Annotated in this window: 15 protein-coding genes and 1 pseudogene; 10 read left to right on the top strand and 6 right to left on the bottom strand. The window is 73.5% G+C overall.

The genetic code is table 11. From position 1 onward, the window contains the following. The first annotated feature begins 53 nt into the window (after window positions 1–53). Entirely contained in the window at window positions 54–1,916 is a 1,863-nt protein-coding gene (asnB, locus tag LCD33_RS09170) for an asparagine synthase (glutamine-hydrolyzing) (RefSeq protein WP_224977720.1), read from the top strand. A 45-nt stretch (window positions 1,917–1,961) separates the two neighbouring features. Here asnB and LCD33_RS09165 read toward each other — a convergent pair whose 3' ends face one another. Then, a complete protein-coding gene (locus tag LCD33_RS09165; RefSeq protein WP_224961544.1) occupies window positions 1,962–2,231 on the bottom strand; it encodes a helix-turn-helix transcriptional regulator in 270 nt (89 codons plus the stop codon). Between the two features lie 86 nt (window positions 2,232–2,317). On the opposite strand from LCD33_RS09165, the gene map reads away from it, so the two are divergent. Further along, window positions 2,318–3,103, top strand: a complete 786-nt coding sequence (gene map, locus LCD33_RS09160) for a type I methionyl aminopeptidase (RefSeq protein WP_224961546.1) — start codon at window positions 2,318–2,320, stop codon at window positions 3,101–3,103. 154 nt (window positions 3,104–3,257) lie between these two features. On the opposite strand, the gene LCD33_RS09155 is transcribed toward map, so the two are convergent. After that, window positions 3,258–4,436, bottom strand: coding sequence for a YbfB/YjiJ family MFS transporter (locus LCD33_RS09155; protein WP_224961549.1), 1,179 nt, complete (start codon window positions 4,434–4,436; stop codon window positions 3,258–3,260). 92 nt (window positions 4,437–4,528) lie between these two features. Here LCD33_RS09155 and LCD33_RS09150 point away from each other — a divergent pair, with 92 nt between their 5' ends. Further along, a complete protein-coding gene (locus LCD33_RS09150; RefSeq protein ID WP_224961551.1) occupies window positions 4,529–5,383 on the top strand; it encodes a LysR family transcriptional regulator in 855 nt (284 codons plus the stop codon). Between the two features lie 118 nt (window positions 5,384–5,501). On the opposite strand, the gene LCD33_RS09145 is transcribed toward LCD33_RS09150, so the two are convergent. The 3 genes from LCD33_RS09145 to LCD33_RS09135 all read right to left on the bottom strand — a co-directional run bounded on the left by LCD33_RS09145 (window position 5,502) and on the right by LCD33_RS09135 (window position 8,450). Beyond that, entirely contained in the window at window positions 5,502–6,509 is a 1,008-nt protein-coding gene (locus tag LCD33_RS09145; RefSeq protein WP_224961554.1) for a 1-aminocyclopropane-1-carboxylate deaminase, read from the bottom strand. Window positions 6,510–6,682: 173 nt separating this feature from the next. After that, the gene (locus LCD33_RS09140; RefSeq protein WP_224961556.1) at window positions 6,683–7,243 is read right to left on the bottom strand and encodes a GNAT family N-acetyltransferase; all 561 of its coding nucleotides are present in this window, start codon (window positions 7,241–7,243) and stop codon (window positions 6,683–6,685) included. A 328-nt stretch (window positions 7,244–7,571) separates the two neighbouring features. Beyond that, complete coding sequence (locus tag LCD33_RS09135; protein ID WP_224961557.1) at window positions 7,572–8,450, bottom strand: alpha/beta fold hydrolase; 879 nt, start codon at window positions 8,448–8,450, stop codon at window positions 7,572–7,574. 97 nt (window positions 8,451–8,547) lie between these two features. Between LCD33_RS09135 and LCD33_RS09130 the strand changes: the two genes are divergently transcribed. Continuing rightward, on the top strand, window positions 8,548–9,054 hold the full coding sequence (locus LCD33_RS09130; RefSeq protein ID WP_224961559.1) for a CGNR zinc finger domain-containing protein: 507 nt from the start codon (window positions 8,548–8,550) through the stop codon (window positions 9,052–9,054). A gap of 3 nt (window positions 9,055–9,057) precedes the next feature. Here LCD33_RS09130 and LCD33_RS09125 read toward each other — a convergent pair whose 3' ends face one another. After that, window positions 9,058–10,212, bottom strand: a complete 1,155-nt coding sequence (locus tag LCD33_RS09125) for a sugar MFS transporter (protein ID WP_224965837.1) — start codon at window positions 10,210–10,212, stop codon at window positions 9,058–9,060. Window positions 10,213–11,310: 1,098 nt separating this feature from the next. Here LCD33_RS09125 and LCD33_RS09120 point away from each other — a divergent pair. From LCD33_RS09120 to add, 6 genes and pseudogenes are all read left to right on the top strand, one after another. After that, complete coding sequence (locus LCD33_RS09120; protein ID WP_224977725.1) at window positions 11,311–12,795, top strand: aldehyde dehydrogenase (NADP(+)); 1,485 nt, start codon at window positions 11,311–11,313, stop codon at window positions 12,793–12,795. Between the two features lie 144 nt (window positions 12,796–12,939). Next, a pseudogene (locus LCD33_RS09115) lies at window positions 12,940–13,251 on the top strand (alcohol dehydrogenase); the annotation flags it as partial. Window positions 13,252–13,274: 23 nt separating this feature from the next. Next, window positions 13,275–14,009, top strand: coding sequence for a zinc-binding dehydrogenase (locus LCD33_RS09110; RefSeq protein WP_224961563.1), 735 nt, complete (start codon window positions 13,275–13,277; stop codon window positions 14,007–14,009). Window positions 14,010–14,045: 36 nt separating this feature from the next. Further along, the gene (locus tag LCD33_RS09105; protein ID WP_224961565.1) at window positions 14,046–15,170 is read left to right on the top strand and encodes a mandelate racemase/muconate lactonizing enzyme family protein; all 1,125 of its coding nucleotides are present in this window, start codon (window positions 14,046–14,048) and stop codon (window positions 15,168–15,170) included. Window positions 15,171–15,289: 119 nt separating this feature from the next. Next, a complete protein-coding gene (locus LCD33_RS09100; RefSeq protein WP_224961567.1) occupies window positions 15,290–15,850 on the top strand; it encodes a TetR/AcrR family transcriptional regulator in 561 nt (186 codons plus the stop codon). Window positions 15,851–15,898: 48 nt separating this feature from the next. After that, on the top strand, window positions 15,899–16,915 hold the full coding sequence (add, locus tag LCD33_RS09095; RefSeq protein WP_224961569.1) for an adenosine deaminase: 1,017 nt from the start codon (window positions 15,899–15,901) through the stop codon (window positions 16,913–16,915). Window positions 16,916–16,986: the final 71 nt, after the last annotated feature.

Raw genomic sequence — 16,986 nt, 5'->3', positions numbered from 1 at the left:
TCTGAACTGTAGTAGTTTCGCGGCCGCACTGGCAGGAATGAGAGGAGCACGCGATGTCCGGAATCGCCGGTTGGGTCGACTTCGACCGCGACCTCCGCGGCGAAGGGGCCGCGGTGCGCGCCATGGGCGAGGCGCTGCGCCACCGCGGCCCCGACGGCGGGGACGTGTGGCTCGACGCGGACGCGGGTCTGGCGCACCGCAGGCTGGCGGTGCTCGACCCGCAGCGCGGGCGGCAGCCGATGGTCCTCGACGAGGACGGGCGCACCACCGCCGTGCTCAGCTTCAGCGGCGCCGTCTACAACCACGCCGAACTCCGCGCCGAACTGCGCGGCCGCGGCCACCGCTTCGGCACCGGTACCGACGCCGAAGTGGTGCTGCACGCCTACGCGGAATGGGGCGAGTCCTTCGCCGAACGCCTCGACGGCATGTTCGGCCTCGCCGTCTGGGACCCGGCGCGCCGCAGCCTGCTGCTGGTCCGGGACCGCGCCGGGATCAAACCGATCTACTACCACCCGACGCCGAGCGGGGTGCTGTTCGGTTCCGAACCGAAGGCGCTGCTGACCCACCCGCTCGTCGAACCCGTGGTGGACGTCGACGGCTTGCGCGAACTGCTGGCCTTCGTCAAGACCCCGCGCACCGCGAGCTACCGCGGCGTCTACGAGGTCGAACCGGCCGAGATCGTGCGGATCAGCCCCGAGGGCACCACGACCCGCCGCTACTGGCGGCTGACCGCCCGCGAGCACACCGACGACCACGACACCACCGTCGCCACCGTGCGGCGGCTGCTGGGCGGAGCGGTCGAACGCCAGCTCACCTCCGACGTCGGCTGCGGCACGCTGCTGTCCGGCGGGCTGGACTCCAGCGCGATCACCGCGCTCACCGGACGAGCCCTCGCCGAGCGGGGCGACGGTCCGGTCCGATCGTTCGCAGTGGACTTCACCGGGCAGGCCGAGAACTTCACCGCCGACGTCGGCCGCGGCTCCCCGGACCGGCCGTTCGCCGAGGAGCTGGCCCGGCACGTCGGCGCCGACCACCGCACGCTCACCTTCTCCCCGGACGAACTGGCCGATCCCGGGCACCGGCTCACCTGCCTGCGCGCCTACGACCTGCCGCTGTTCATGGGCGACATGGACGTCTCGATCCACCGGTTGTTCGCCGGCGTCCGGCAGCACACGCCGGTGGTGCTGTCCGGGGAGGCGGCCGACGAGCTGTTCGCCGGGTACCGCTGGTTCCACGACGAAGCGCTGCGCGACGCGGACACGTTCCCGTGGCTCGCCGACGCCGAGCACACCTTCGCCGGGGAGGGCACCGCGGACACCACGTTGCTGTCCCCGGAGTTGTGGAAGCTGCTGGACCTGCCCGGCTACCGCCGCGAGCGCTACCGCGAGGCCCTGGCCGAAGTGCCGCGGCTGGACGGGGAGCCGGCCGCCGACGCGCGGATGCGCGAGCTCACCTACCTCAACCTGAGCCGGTTCGGCCGTCTGCTGCTGGACCGCGTCGACCGGATGAGCATGGCCGCCGGGGTAGAGGTCCGCGTCCCGTTCTGCGACCACCGGCTGGTCGAGTACGTGTTCAACGCCCCGTGGTCCGCCAAGATCGCGGGCGGACAGGAGAAGGGCCTGCTGCGCGCCGCCACCCGCGACCTGCTGCCCGACTCCATCTTCGGGCGGAAGAAGGCGCACTACCCGGCCACCCAGGACACCGAGTACGAGCGGGCGGTGCGCCGCGAACTCGCCGATCTGCTCGACGACTCGGACTCCCCGGTCGGCCCGCTGCTGGACGAGCGGCGCGCCCGGGAGCGGCTGGCGAGCGATCCGGGGGAGAACAGCGTGAACTTCCGCCGCCGGGACATGGAGAACGTGATCCAGCTGGATCGCTGGCTGCGCGACTACGACGTGCGCCTGGAGCTGGGGTAGTCCCGTTGGGGGGCCGGACGGCGCTCTTCCGGGGCGCCGGGCCGGCTAGCCGGCGGCTTCGAGGGGCTGGTCGGCGCCGCGCCAGGTGGCGGCCAGTTCCTCCACCGGCAGGTCGAGGGCCTCGCCGAGGCAGATGATCGTGCCGAAGCCGGGGGAGGGCAGCCTGCCGGTCTCGATCTTGCGCAGCGTCTCCGGTGAGATGCCCGCCGCCTGCGCGACCTCCACCAGGTCCCGGTCGGCTCGCGCCTGGCGCAGCAGGGACCCGAGGCGCCTGCCTGCTTCGATCTGCTGGGGTGTGAGCGGTTGGCGGACCATGCGACCAGGATAGGGTTGGTATTACTATACCGTCCAGTGCTAGCGTTTCCGGTATAACTATACCGACCACCCCTGATGAGGTTTCCTTGATCGAGTTGAAGACGTCCGCGGAGATCGAACGCATGCACGTGACCGGCCGCTTCGTGGCCGAAGTGCTCTCCGAGATCGGCCGGATCGCCGACGTGGGCGTCAACCTGATGGACCTGGAGCACCACGCGCGCGGCATGATCGAGAAGCGCGGCGCGGAATCCTGCTACTGGGACTACGCGCCGTCCTTCGGCAAGGGCCCGTTCCGCAACGTCATCTGCCTGGCGGTCAACGACGCGGTGCTGCACGGGAAACCGCACGACTACACCCTGCGCGACGGCGACGTGCTCACCGCCGACCTCGCGGTCAAGATCGACGGCTGGGCCGCGGACTCGGCGCGCACCGTCATCGTCGGCACGCCCGCCGCGGAGGACCAGCGGATCATCCGCGCCACCGAGGAAGCGCTGGAGGCGGCGATCGAGGCCGCGCGCCCCGGCAACCGCATCGGGGACATCTCGGCGGCGATCTACGCGGTCGCCTGCGACTACGGCTACCCGGTCAACACCGAGTTCGGCGGGCACGGCATCGGCCGCACCATGCACGAGGAGCTGCACGTCGCCAACCGGGGCCGCGCCGGGCGCGGGCTGAAGCTGCGCACCGGGCTGACCCTCGCGCTGGAGCCGTGGTTCGCGCGCACCACCGACCAGATCATCTACGACGAGGACGGCTGGACGATCCGCTCCGCCGACGGCTCCCGCACCGCGCACTCCGAGCACACCGTCGCCATCACCGAGGACGGTCCGAAGGTGCTCACCCGCCGGGAGGCCGAACTCGCCGCCGCCTGATCGCTCACCGCCCGTCCCTCCACTTCTGCTCGTGCGGGGGTGGCGGAACCCGCTGGTGGTCGGGCTGGGCGGATGGTCGGCGGCTCAGCGGAAGAACTCACCGGGCGGGTTCGCAGGCAGGCGGCCGGGTGGACGGCCCCCGCCGACGGGCCGTTCACCGGGGCGCGATCGCCGGGCGCGGGGACGCGAGCGGGTAGCGGAAGCGGACCGCCGCGGCCGCGGCCGCCGCCGCCAGCACGATCGCCCCGGCCAGCAGCAGCACCCGGTCGTAGCCGCCGCTCAGCAGCGGCGCGGCCAGCAGCGGCCCGAGGATCTGGCCCGCGCTGTAGCCGGCGGTCAGCATCGCCACCGCCCGCGGGACCGCCAGGTCCCGCCCGACGGCGAGCGCGAGGTTGCTGATCCCCATGAACGTCGCGCCGAACAGCGCGGCCGACACCAGCGCGGGAACGGCGCCGCCGAGCAGCGCGGGCAGCGCGATCCCGGCGGACTGCACCAGCAGCGCGGTGAGCAGCAGCGCGGGCCTGCTCCAACGCAGGGACAACCGGGCCCACACCGCGCACGAGGGCAGCGCGGCGAGCCCGACCAGCACCCAGGCCCCGCTGCCGAGCGCGCCCGGCGCGGTCCGCTCGATCGCCGCGACCAGGAACGTCCCGGCGATGATGTACCCGACGCCCTCCAGCGCGTATCCGGCCAGCAGCGGCGCGAACCACCGGTGCGCGCGCGGGACGGCGGGCTCCGCCGCCACCGCTCCCGGCCGTGTTCCGGGAACCAGCCGCCACGCGAACGCGCTGAGCAGCGCCGCGAGCAGCGCGCACGCCCACCACGCCTCCCGCCAGCCGCCCGCGGTGCGCAGCGCCAGCACCAGCAGCCCGGACGCGGCGATCCCGCCGCCGACGCCGCCGAACACCCAGCCGGTCCAGTGCTGCGCGTGCCCGCTCAGCCGGGACAGCGCCGTGCTCACCGCGATCATGAAGATCAGCGCGCTGGCGACGCCCGCCACCAGCCGCAGCGCCGACCACGCGGCGGCACCGGTCAGCACCGGCATCAGCGCCAGGCTCGCCACCAGCGCGAGCAGCGATCCGCGCAGCACCGCCGTCGAGCGCACCACGCCGGGCGCGGCGATCCCGACCAGCGCACCGGCGAGGTAACCGGCGTAGTTGACCGTGGCCAGCGAGGCGCCGAGCCCGGCGGACAGGCCGGCCTGGGCCTGCATCAGCGGCAGGATCGGGGTGAAGGCGAACCGGCCGACCCCCATCGCCGCGGCCAGCGCGGCTGCCGAGCCGACGACGACGGGAAGGGGAGAACCGGTGCGTTCGGAGGTGTCGAGGTTCATGGTGCGCTCGACGCTAAGCGGCCGGGATCTCCTTGTGAAATGCCGATCGGGCTGGTTGCATGCCTGCCGGGCATGGCGCGAGGTGGAGCGGGGTGCAGGCGGTGGACGTGGAGCTGCGGCACCTGCGGGCGTTCGTCGCGGTGGTGCGGCGCGGCTCGTTCTCCCGCGCCGCCGAGGACCTGCTGATCACCCAGCCCGCGTTGAGCCGCACCGTCGCGCAGCTGGAGAAGGTCCTCGGCGTGGAGCTGGTCGACCGCTCCGCCGGGCAGGTCGGGCCCACCGCGGCGGGCCGGGAGTTCCTCGGCCACGCCGAGCAGGTCCTGGCCGCGCTGGGGCGCGGTGTCGCGGCGGTGCGCGCGGGCCGCACGGTCCGGCTCGGGTTCAGCTGGCTGCTGCCGGACCCGTGGGCGCAGCGCGCGATGACCCGCTTCGAACGCGCCACCGGCGCCTCGGTCCAGCTGGTGCGCTGCGATGATCCGCTGCGCGAGCTGGGCGGGGGAGCGGTGGACGTCGCCGTCGTCCGCGGTGCGCCCCGGGACGCCCCGCCGGGGTCGCGGGCCGTGCACCTGCACGACGAAGCGCGGGTCGCGGTGTGCGCGCGGCGCAGCGCCCTGCCGAGCAGCGGGCTCGACTGGTCGGAGGTCCCGTCCTGGCCGCTGGTCGTCAACGTCCGCAGCGGCACCACCGGACCGTGGTCGTTCCCGGTGGGGCGGGGGCCGGAACGCGTCGTGGAGACCGGGAACTTCGACGAATGGCTCGAATCGGTCGCCGCGGATCGCGGCATCGGCGTCGTCCCGGACGTCGCGCGCCGCCGCACCCACCACCCGGCGGTGCGGTTCGTGCCGCTCACCGGGGCCCCGCCGAGCGCGGTGCACCTCGTGCACCCGGGCCGTCCGAACGACCTGGTGCGCGGGTTCCTCGACGCGGCCACCGCCGCCGGGCCCTGACGGTCCGCTGCGCACCTCCCCGGCACCGCGTCCGACGGGCGGAGAACGCCGGGGCGACCGTCGCCCGGCGCATCCGCACCGGGTGACGGCCCGTTCGCCGGGGCTCGTCCACCCGCGGTCAGGCGAAGGCGCCCGCGTAGGCGTTGAGCGCGGGCTGGCCGCCCAGGTGGGCGTAGAGGACGTTGGAGTCGCGGCCGATCTCCCCGTCGCGCACCAGGTCGATCAGCCCGGCCATGGACTTCCCCTCGTACACCGGGTCGATGATCATGCCTTCGAGGCTGCCGCTGAGCCGGATCGCGTCGAGCGTCGACCGCACCGGGATGCCGTAGCGATCACCCGCCCAGCCTTCGAGCACGGTGATCTCGTCCTCGCGCAGTTCGCGGCCGAGGCCGACCAGCTCGGCGGTGTGCCGCGCGATCCGCTCGACCTGCGCGCGGGTCTTGTCCAGCGTCGCGGAGGCGTCGATGCCGATGACGCGCCGCGGCCGGTCCTGCCCGGCGAACCCGGCGATCATGCCCGCGTGGGTGGAACCGGTGACGGTGCAGACGACGATGGTGTCGAAGAAGACCCCGAGCTGCTCCTCCTGCTGCGCGACCTCGTCGGCCCAGCCCGCGAAACCGAGCCCGCCGAGCCGGTGCTCCGACGCTCCGGCCGGGATGCCGTAGGGGGTGCCGCCCGCGGCCCGCACCTCGTCCATCGCCTCTTCCCAGGACTCGCGGATGCCGATGTCGAACCCGGCGGGGTCCAGCCGCACATCGGCGCCCATGATCCGGGACAGCAGGATGTTGCCGACCTTGTCGTTGACCGCGTCCGGCCAGTCCACCCACTTCTCCTGCACGAGCCGCGCCCCGAGTCCGAGCTTCGCGGCCACCGCGGCGACCTGGCGGGTGTGGTTGGACTGGTAGCCGCCGATGGACACCAGCGTGTCGGCGCCGGAGGCGAGCACGTCCGGGACGATGTACTCCAGCTTGCGGGTCTTGTTGCCGCCGTAGGCGAGCCCGGAGTTGCAGTCCTCCCGCTTCGCCCAGATCCGCGCCCCGCCCAGATGGGTGGTGAGCCGGTCCAGCGGGTGGATCGGACTGGGCCCGAACAGCAGCGGGTAGCGGGGGAAATCGGCCAGCGGCATGACATCTCCTAGATCTCGATCGCCCGGGGGCGTTGATCGCCCGCCAGATCGTGCGGGTCGCCCCGGCCGCGCGCCACCCCCGTCCCGCGCACCGGGACCGCCGCACCCACCCGCGGCGCGCTGACCAGCGTCGAAAGCCTGGAAGCGCGCCGCGGATCACACCGCCACACCGATCACCGCAATTCTCCCGGCAGCAACCCGAACACGGCGGTGTCGCGCCGCCCGCGCCGGAACCGCTGGTGCGAGCGCAGCACCCCTTCGAACGTGAATCCGCACCGTTCGGCGACCCGCCGGGACGAGGAGTTGGTCGGCTCGCAGGTCAGCTCCAGGCGGGCGAGGCCGAGGTCGTGGAAGCCCCACGCCGCCAGCAGGCGAACGGTCCCCGTGGCCGCACCGCGCCCGCGCGAGTCCGCACCGAGCCAGTACCCGATCCGGGCGCGCAGCTGCGCCAGGTCCACGTCGTAGAGCGCAGCGCCACCGAGGACCGTGCCGAGATCGTGCGGATCGACCACGGCGAACGCCAGCCTCTCCCCGCGGAGCCGCGCCTGTTCGTCCGCGGCCGCCCGGTCCCGCAGGTGCTCCGCGGTGAACGGTTCCGGGTGCGGCCAGGAGTAGCGCAGGCACAGCGGATCGGAGAAGGCGGCGAATCGTTGCGGCACATCGGCCGTGCGCCACGGCCGCAACGCCACGGTGCCGTCGGTGAGCGGGGGATTCGGGAACTCCAGTACGGCCACCACCGCACCTTCCCGCGAAGCGCACCGCATTTCCAGGCGTGGCGATCGCCTCCGAGGGCGAATCCGATCGACGGCCGAACCCGCACCGACCGGCTGCCACCGACCGGCTGCCACCGACCGGCTGCGTGGCCCGCTCGGCGGCTGCTCGGTCACCGAGGTGGCGGGGCGGCGTGCGGTACGACGTGCGGGATCACGGAGAAGGGGAGGTTCCGGGCGCACGAGGCCGAAAACGGAAGGGATCGCCCGCTCACCCGGGACGATCGCTGACCGGCGCAACACGTCGGGCGTGGCCGGTCGCTCCGGCCGGCGTCGTTCGTGGCCGAGCTCGTCACCGGTCGTTCTGCGGCAGGTTCCGGCCGAGGAAGTCGCGGATGAGGTCGGTGGCGGTGTCGAGGTGGCTTTCGAGGGCGAAGTGCCCCGCGTCGAGCAGGTGGATCTCGGCGTCGGGCAGGTCCTCGGCGAAGGCGCGGGCGCCGTCCGGCCCGAAGATCTCGTCGTTGCCGCCCCACACCGCGAGCAGCGGCACCCGGCTGTCCCGGAAGTACTCGTGCACCCGCGGGTAGAGCGCCACGTTGCTCGGGTAGTCGCGGAACAGCCGCAGCTGCACCGCGTCGTTGCCGGGCCGCGAGAGGAGGGCGTGGTCGTGGTGCCAGGTGTCCGGGCTGACCAGGCTGGGGTCCGGGACGCCGTGCAGGTACTGCCACCGGATCGCCTCGATGCCGAGGGCGCCGCGCACGGCCTGCTCGTTCTCCGGCGCGGGATCGGCGGCGTAGTCCCAGATCGGCGCCCAGAACTCGGGGACGAAACCGGCTTCGTAGGCGTTGCCGTTCTGGCTGATGATCGCGGTGATCCGCTCGGGGCGGCGCAGCGCGAGCCGCCAGCCGACCGGGGCGCCGTAGTCCTGCACGAGGACGGCGCACTCCCGCACGTCCAACCGGTCGAGCAGCTGCTCGGTGATCGTGGTGAGCGCGTCGAAGCCGTAGTCGAACTCGTCGGCGGGCGGCGCGTCGGACCGCCCGAAGCCGAGGTGGTCGGGGGCGAGGACGTGGTAGCGGTCGGCGAGCGCCGGGATGAGCCCGCGGAACATGTGCGAGCTGGTCGGGTAGCCGTGCAGCAGCAGCACGGTCGGGTGCTCGCGGGAGCCGGCTTCGCGGTAGAAGACCTCGTGACCGTCGATGGTCGCGGTCCGGTGGTGCACAGCAGGCATCGTAACCCCATCAGTTGGTTTTTATTGGTTAGGTGCGGAACGCTAGAGCGCGTCCTGCTAACCTGTCAACAGGTGACGATGCGGTTAGGTTGGTGTGATGGTCGACGACGTGGAACTGCTGCTGGCGCTGCTCAACAGCAGGCCGGTGCTCGACGGAACCGAACGGGACGAGCTCGCCACCGACGACGCCGGCCGGGCGTGGGCCGCCGCGCACGGCGGCACCGGCGGCGCCGGAGAGCTGCGGCTGCTGCGGCAAGTTCGGGACGGGCTCACCGACGTCGCGCTCGGCCGGCGACCGCCCTCCGCGCTCGCCGGAGCGCTCGACGGGGTCCACCGGCGTCCGGTGCTCGACGACGACGGCCTGAGCTGGGAGCTCGCCGCCGCTGACGACGTGCTGCTCCCGGCTCGGGCCGTGCTGGCGTGGGCCTGGGTCGCGGAGAACCTGCCCGGGCGGTTGCGGCCCTGCGGCAACGACGAGTGCCGGCTGTTCCTGCTCGACCGGAGCAAGGCGAACAGGGCCCGCTGGTGCTCGATGGCCACCTGTGGCAACCGGATGAAGGCCCGGCGGCACTACGAGCGCACGCGGAAGTCCACTTCGGACTGATCGTCACGAGCTCGTCGTCACGTGCTGATCCACCTGGTCGCGGGACCTCCGGCGGGACCGGAACGCCGTCGTGGCCAGCGACGCGAACAGCGCGAGCGCGGCGAACCCGGTCAGCACCGCCGGGATCGACCAGGGCGCCGCCGGGTCCGCGGAGGCCCCGACCAGCCACGGGTGCGTGACGTTCGCGGCCATGCACCCGGTCAGCAGGATCGAGTTGGCCAGCTGCGCGCGGTGGGTGACGGTACCCAGCCAGGCCAGCGTCGTGGGCAGCACCGGACCCAGCGCGAACCCGGCCGCCGCGTAGCACAGCACCGGCGCCGAACCGGAAGCCGCGAGCGAGAACATCGCGACGGACACCGCGAGCGAGGTGCGGATCAGCAGGGCCGGGTGCAGGTTCTTCGCCGCCAGCGGGATGATCACCCGCCCCGCGGTCAGCCCCGCCCAGAACAGCGCCGTGGACCGCGCCGCCGCGTCCGGGTCCATCCCGGACCAGGTGAGGTGCGTGCTCGCCCACGCGCCGACCGCGGTCTCCAGCCCGTTGTAGCAGACCCCGACGATCACGAACGGTGCCGAGACCGCCAGCACGGTCCGGATCGAGCTCCACCCGGCGCCGGAGCCGGTCCCGGGTTCGCGCCGCCGCGCCGCGCAGCACCCGGCCGCCGCCCAGCAGCACGCCGTGACCACGGCGATCGCCACCAGCGTCCACCGCACGTCGACCGCCGCGGTGGCCGCCGTCGCGAGCGGACCGATGATCGCGCCGATGCCGAACGCCGCCTGCAAGAGGTTGATCATCAGCACGTTGTGCTTGCCGAACGCGCTCGCGAACGTGGTGTTGAGGTAGAGCGCGATCCCGCCGTAGCCGAACCCGGCGATGATGATCGCGGTGACGAACAGCGCCCAGCTCGGTGCCACGCCGGCCCCGCCCAGCCCGCCGGCGAACAGCACCAGCAGGCCGAGCACGGTGGGTCTGGGCGGGAGCCGCCGATCGGCCAGGCCGCATCCGAGGGTGGAGAACAGCGCGCCGACGTTGAACGCGACGATCGCGAACCCGCTGGCGGCGACGCCGATGTCGTACCGCTCGCGCAGGAACGGCAGCGCGGCTCCCAACGCGGCGACCGCCGCACCCAGGGCCACTATGAGCGCGAAGCCCGCTATCACGCCGCCGATGCTGGGCCGCCCGCCGACGTGGGCGCGGGCGTCGACGGATCCTCGCCCGGGGCCGCTCATCGGTCGGCGCCGAACGCGTCGAGCGGGCCGCAGACCGCCGAGGGAAAGGGGAATTCGTCGATGGGCACCGTCGACCTCCTCCGGAACCGGTGATGTCGCGCTTGTGCAACTCGGCATCGCGCGCTGTGGAGTTCGGAGGCTAGCTCAGGTGAATCGGTGCGCGGGATCGCCCGGCGGAGTGGATCTAGCGTGCGATTCGTTGAGATCGTCCGGCTGAATTCGTGTTATCTCATCAGTATTCGGATGTGGCGGGGAGGTGTACGAAAAATTGTCGTTGCGGTGGCAAGGGTTGCGTTCGTTGGCAGGTTTGACCAGCTAGTACTGGTACTCAGAGGGTGGATTCTCCGTTCGGTGAGCCGACTGCCGCGCTCCGATCGTGACTCGGCACGGTGTTCTTCGGGGGCGGATTCAGCATTCCTGCCGCGCCGCGGGAGAGACCGTTCTCGGCGTTTTCGGAGACCGGAGGGGCTGCTTTTTCGGAGTGTGGTATCGGGTCGCGCGGAATTGGCCGACCGCGTGATTCCGTCGAACTGCGAAGAATGGGGACGCGGTGTGGTCCTCCGCGGTCTCGCCGGGCGCGGGCCGCGTGCCGGGGTGTCGGGAGGCGTGGGCTCTTCCGGGGTGCCGTCACCTGGGCGGAGCGTTGGCGCAGAACGTCCGGATACCGGTCGTCCCGTTCACATGGCGAGTTCTGCGCGGCATGCTGGTGTCGCGCTCCGCTGCGCGCGGTCCAGCGGGGACGGCGGAATCGGGGCCCTGGCGGAGTATTGACACTCCGAGTCGGTGACGTCCAGACTGGCCGCTTAGTGATCACAATGTGAACTAATCATCCACCTAGTGCACGTCACCGATGTGACAGCCGTCCGAGCGCACCACCGCGGTGCCGGAGGTTCCGGGAGCGGCCCGAGCCCCGCGGTCCGGCGCACCGCGGCGATCCGCGCGAGCCGGCGCCGCCCCGACGCCCGCGCCCGTCCCGCGGCGCCCGCGCACGCCTTCCCCGAACGAGAGGACGACCTCCCAGTGAGCACGATGGACACCCCGGTCCGCGGCGCGGTCGAGCAGGACCTCGACCGCACGCTCGCGGCCGCCGCTGCCGCGGCCTCCGCCTGGGCGCGGCGCACCCCTGCCGAGCGCGCGGACGCGCTCACCGCCGTCGCCGACGCGCTCGATGCCGCGGCCGGGTCGCTGGTGCCCGTGGCGGTCGCGGAGTCGGGCCTGCCGGAGGGGCGGCTCACCGGCGAGGTCACCCGCACCACGGTGCAGCTTCGGATGTTCGCCGACCTGCTGCGGGACGGCTCCTACCTGCGGATCCGGTTCGACCACGAGGACCCGGACTTCGCGCTCGGGCACCGCCCGGACCTGCGGCGGGTGCTGCTGCCGATCGGGCCGGTGCTGGTGTTCGCCGCGAGCAACTTCCCGTTCGCGTTCTCGGTGGCCGGTGGGGACACCGCTTCCGCGCTCGCCGCGGGCTGCCCGGTCGTGCTCAAGGCGCACCCCGGGCACCCGGAGACCTCGCTGCGCACCGCGGAGGTCGTGCGCGACGCGCTCCGGTCGGCGGGCGCGCCGGACGGCACCTTCGCGCTGATCACCGGGATCGAGGACGGCCGGCACGCCCTGGAGGACCCGCGGATCAAGGCGGCCGCGTTCACCGGATCCGTGGCGGGCGGCCGCGCGCTGTTCGACGTCGCCGCGGCCCGGCCGAACCCCATCCCGTTCTTCGGCGAGCTCGGCAGCATCAACCCCGTCGTCGTCACCGAGGAGGCGGAGCGCGAGCGCGGCGCGGACATCGCCCGCGGCTTCACCTCCTCGTTCACGCTCGGCGCCGGGCAGTTCTGCACCAAGCCGGGAATCCTGCTGGTGCCGGCGGGTTCCGGGCTCCCCGCCCGCATCGCCGAGCTGGCCGCGGAGGTCCCGGCGGCCCGGATGCTCACCACGAAGATCGCGGACGGCTACCGGGCGCGGCTCGACGAGGTCGCCGCGCTCGACGGGGTCGAGGTGTTGGTGCGTGGTGCGGAGCAGCGCACCGAGTCCGGGGTGCCCGCGTTCGCGCCCGCGCTCGTGCACGCCGGTTCCGCGTCGACCCTGCTCGACGGGGCGCTGCTGGAGGAGACGTTCGGGCCGACCGCCGTGATCGCCGAGTACGCCTCCGACGAGGAGCTGCGGCAGGTGCTGGCCGCGATCGACGGAAGCCTCACCGCCACCGTCCAGACCTCCGGCGATCCCGGGCCCGCCGAACGGGACCGGCTGCTCCCCATCGTCGAGCTCGTCGCGGACCGCGCCGGGCGGGTCGTGTTCGACCAGTGGCCGACCGGGGTGGCGGTGACGGCCGCGCAGCAGCACGGCGGCCCGTACCCGGCGACGACCGCCCCGTCGCACACCTCGGTGGGCACCGCGGCGATCGACCGGTTCCTGCGCCCGGTCACCTTCCAGAACGCCCCCGACTCCCTGCTGCCACCGCTGCTGCAGGCGGCGAACCCGCTGGGCGTCCCCCGTTCCGGGGAGGGCGCGGGCTGAACCTGCGCCACGACGACCGGTGCGAGCGCGGGGAAGGGCCGCACGGAACGGGAGCGCACCGGTTCGCGGCGGGAGCGGGTGCAGGGGACGTGCCCGCTCCCGTTCGGACCACCTGAGGAGGAGTGGATCGTGCTGCCGACGACGATGACCGCAGTGCACCTGACCGGCCACGGCGGGGTGGACGTGCTGGAGTACCGCACCGACGTCCCGGTGCCCCGGCCCGGCCCGGGCGAGGTGCTGATCCGGGTGGCCGCGGCGGGCGTGAACAACACGGACGTCAACACCCGGATCGGCTGGTACTCGAAGTCCGTGGCCGCCGCGACCGGTGCCGGTGCGGCGGCGGGCGTCGCCGGGCTCGACGGCGCGGACGCCGCCTGGTCGGGTGCCGCGCTCCGCTTCCCGCGCATCCAGGGCGCGGACGTCTGCGGCCACGTCGCCGACGTCGGCGCGGGCGTCTCCCGCGACCGGATCGGGCAGCGGTGCTGGTGCGGAACCTGCTGCGCAGCCCGGTCGGCTTCCGGCCGTTCGAGTGCTGGACGTTGGGCAGCGAGTGCGACGGCGGGTTCGCGCAGTTCACCGTCGCGCCCGATCGGGACACCTACGCGGTGCGCAGCGACTGGAGCGACGCGGAGCTGGCCGCGGTGCCGTGCGCCTACTCGACCGCGGAGAACATGCTGCACCGGGCCGCGGTCGGTGCGGAACGGGTGCTCGTCACCGGCGCGTCCGGCGGAGTGGGCCTCGCCGCCGTGCAGCTGGCGAAGCGGCGCGGGGCCGAGGTGATCGCGGTGTGCGGGGCGGTGAAGGCCGACGCGGTCCGGGCCCAGGGCGCCGACGAGGTCGTCGACCGCGGTGCGGACCTCGTCGAGGCGCTCGGCACGTCCTCGGTCGACGTGGTGCTCGACCTGGTCGGCGGACCCGCTTTCCCGTCGCTGCCGGAGGTGCTGCGCCCCGGCGGGCGCTGCGCGATCTCCGGGGCGATCGGCGGCCCGCACACCGAGGTCGACCTGCGCACGGTGTACCTCAAGGACCTCGCGGTGCTCGGCTGCACGTTCCAGGAGGACGAGGTCTTCGCGAACCTCGTCGGCTACGTCGAGCGCGGCGAGGTGCGGCCGGTCGTCGCCCGCACCTACCCGCTGGCGGAGATCGCCCGCGCGCAGCGGGACTTCGCCGCGAAGGACCACGTCGGGAAGCTGGTGCTCCTGCCACCCGCCTGACGAGCCCGGCCCGGACGCTCACGAGGAAGGTGCCAGATGCGGATAGCGAAGATCGACCTCTACCAGGTGGACCTGCCGTACTCGGGCGGTGTCTACGCCCTCTCCGGCGGGCGGACCTACGAGTCCTTCGACGCCTCGATCGTGCGGATCACGTGCGACGACGGAACCGAGGGCTGGGGTGAGAGCACCCCGTTCGGCTCCACCTACGTCGCCGCGCACGCCGCGGGTGTCCGCGCGGGCGTCGCCGAGCTGGCGCCCGCGCTGCTGGGACGCGACCCGCGGGCGGTGGACCGGATCGGCGACGTCATGGACGACGTGCTCGTCGGGCACCCGCACGCGAAGACGCCGCTGGACGTGGCGTGCTGGGACGCGTTCGGAAAGTCGGTCGGCCTGCCGGTGTGCGCACTGCTCGGCGGCTCGTGGGACGTCCCGATGCCGATGATCTCCTCGATCCACGCGGGGGAACCGGAGGAGATGCGGCGGCGGGTCGCCGACCACCGGGCGCGCGGCTACCGCGGCCACTCGATCAAGATCGGCGCGCTGGACGGCGAAGGCGGGCCCGCGCTGGACGCCGAACGCATCGCCGCCTGCCTGGCCGATCGGCGCGCCGGCGAGTACTTCGTGGTGGACGCGAACTGCGGGCTGCTGCCGGAGACGGCGCTGCGGATGATCCGGCTGCTCCCGGAAGGCCTGGACTTCACCTTGGAAGCGCCCTGCGCGACGTGGCGGGAGACGGCGTCGCTGCGCCGCCGGTGCCCGGTCCCGATCGTCGTCGACGAACTCGCCCAGGCCGACGGGGACCTCGCGCACCTGGTCGCGGCGGACGTCGCCGACGGGATCGGGCTGAAGATCTCCAAGGCGGGTGGCCTGACCCCGAGCCGGCGCCACCGGGACCTCTGCCGCGCGGCCGGGCTCACCGCGAGCGTGCAGGACACCGTGGGTTCGGACATCGCGTTCGCCACGATCCTGCATCTGGGCGCCACCGTGCCGCCGAGGCTGCTGCGCTGCGTGCTCAACTGCGCGGACATGGTCACCCGGCGCACGGCGGACTCGGGCGCCCGGATCATCGGCGGGAGAGTGCTGCCCGGAACCGCACCCGGTCTCGGCATCGAGGTCGACCGGGAGGTGCTCGGCGCTCCGATCGCGAGCTGGGGCGGCTGACCCCGGCCGGACCGCGGGGCGGCGCGGGGCGGTACCGCGGACGGCTCCGCCCGGCCGTGAGTTCGTCGGGCCGGCGGTGAGTTCCCGGCGACCCGGGCGGGCGTGGTTACGATCCGGCGGTGGCGAGTGGTTCTGGTGAGCGGGCGCGGTTGCTGGGCCTGACGCGCGAGTTCGTCCTGGCGCGCGGGGTGATCGGGTTGTCGTTGAGCGAGCTGGCGCGGGGGATCGGCTCGAACAACCGCATGCTGCTCTACCACTTCGGTTCGCTGGACGAGCTGCTCGGCGCGGCGATCGACGAGATCCTCGGCGGCACGGTGCTGCTCGACCGGCTCGCGGAGCTGCTGCGCGGGCCGGGCGGGACCGCGGATCGGCTCGCGGCCGCCTGGGGGCACCTCGCCGACCCCGAGCGGCTGCCGCACCTGCGGTTGTTCTTCGCGCGCGTCGGCATGGCCGTCGACCTGCCCGACAAGTACGCCGGGTTCCTCGCGGAGGTCCGCGACCGGTGGACCGCGGTGGTCGCCGAGGCGTTGCGGGACGCGCCGGAGGTCGCGGATCCGGAGGCGACCGCGGTCGCGGTGGTCGCGCTGTGGCGCGGGTTGCAGCTGCAGCTGATCTGCGGTGAGCCGCGGTCCCGGGTGGACGCGGCGCACGTCCGCGCCATCGGCGGGCTGCTCGGATAGGGTACGACTAGAAGTGAATCGTTCAGTTCACTTTTGAGGAGTCGTGCCATGACGGACCCGTTCATCCCGGCGCTGCCCAAGGCCGAGCTGCACGTCCACCTGGAAGGGACGCTGGAACCGGAGCTGCTGTTCGCGCTCGCCGCCCGCAACGGCGTCGACCTGCCCTGGCCGGACGTCGAGCAGGTGCGCGCCGCCTACGAGTTCACCGGCCTGGAGCACTTCCTCGCCCTGCTGTTCCGGGCGGCGTCGGTGCTGCGCACCGGCCAGGACTTCTACGACCTCGCGCACGCCTACCTGGCCCGCGCCGACGCCGACGGGGTGCGCCGCGCCGAGATGTTCCTCGGCGTGCAGACCTTCCTCGACGCCGGCGTGCCGATCGCCGACCAGCTGGACCCGGTGCTGGCCGCGATCGACGACGCCCGGGCCGAGTGCGGCATCGACGGCGCGCTGCTCGTCACCAGCCAGCGGCACCGCACGCAGGGCGCCGCGCTGGAAGTCCTGGACCTGATCCGGCCCTGGGGCGAGCGGGTGCTGGGTGTCGGGCTCGGCGCGGCCGAGCGCGGCAACCCGCCGGCCAAGTTCGCCGACTACTACGCGACCGCCCGCGCCCGCGGCTACCGCACCACGATCCACGCGGGCGAGGACGGGCCCGCCGAGTACGTGCGCGAAGCCCTCGACGTGTGCAGGCCGGACCGCATCGACCACGGCGTCGCCGCCATCGACGACCCGGAGCTGGTGGCGCGGCTGCGCGATGCGGCGGTGCCGCTGACCGTCTGCCCGTTGTCGAACGTCGCGTTGCGCGTGGTGCCCTCGATGGCGGCGCACCCGCTGCGCGCCCTGGTCGAGGCCGGGGTGCTGGTCACCGTCAACTCGGACGACCCGCCGTACTTCGGCGGCTACCTCAACGACAACTACGAGGCGGTGCGCGCCCACCTCGGGCTGGGCCGCGCCGCGCTGGCCGAGCTCGCCCGGAACGGATTCCGCGCGTCCTTCGACGATCCGGCGCGGATCGCCGCGCACGTGGCCGATGTCGACCGGTGCGCGGCGGCGTTCCCGGAACCGTGATCGAACCGGCGTCGGGGCCCCCCCCCCGGGGGGGGGGCCCCCCGGGGGGGGGCGGGGGGGGGGGGGGGCGG

This window comes from Saccharopolyspora sp. 7B (assembly GCF_020177435.1).
GTDB classification, from domain to species: domain Bacteria; phylum Actinomycetota; class Actinomycetes; order Mycobacteriales; family Pseudonocardiaceae; genus Saccharopolyspora_C; species Saccharopolyspora_C gregorii.
This window is presented reverse-complemented; position numbering and strand designations above follow the sequence as displayed.

Bases quoted from the DNA above. Each gene is read 5' to 3' on its own strand.
- LCD33_RS09130 (WP_224961559.1), top strand. From the start codon at position 8,548: ATGGTCGACGACGTGGAACTGCTGCTGGCGCTGCTCAACAGCAGGCCG.
- LCD33_RS09145 (WP_224961554.1), bottom strand. From the start codon at position 6,509: ATGCCGCTGGCCGATTTCCCCCGCTACCCGCTGCTGTTCGGGCCCAGT.
- LCD33_RS09105 (WP_224961565.1), top strand. From the start codon at position 14,046: ATGCGGATAGCGAAGATCGACCTCTACCAGGTGGACCTGCCGTACTCG.
- LCD33_RS09165 (WP_224961544.1), bottom strand. From the start codon at position 2,231: ATGGTCCGCCAACCGCTCACACCCCAGCAGATCGAAGCAGGCAGGCGC.
- asnB (WP_224977720.1), top strand. From the start codon at position 54: ATGTCCGGAATCGCCGGTTGGGTCGACTTCGACCGCGACCTCCGCGGC.
- LCD33_RS09120 (WP_224977725.1), top strand. From the start codon at position 11,311: ATGGACACCCCGGTCCGCGGCGCGGTCGAGCAGGACCTCGACCGCACG.
- LCD33_RS09135 (WP_224961557.1), bottom strand. From the start codon at position 8,450: ATGCCTGCTGTGCACCACCGGACCGCGACCATCGACGGTCACGAGGTC.
- add (WP_224961569.1), top strand. From the start codon at position 15,899: ATGACGGACCCGTTCATCCCGGCGCTGCCCAAGGCCGAGCTGCACGTC.
- LCD33_RS09155 (WP_224961549.1), bottom strand. From the start codon at position 4,436: ATGAACCTCGACACCTCCGAACGCACCGGTTCTCCCCTTCCCGTCGTC.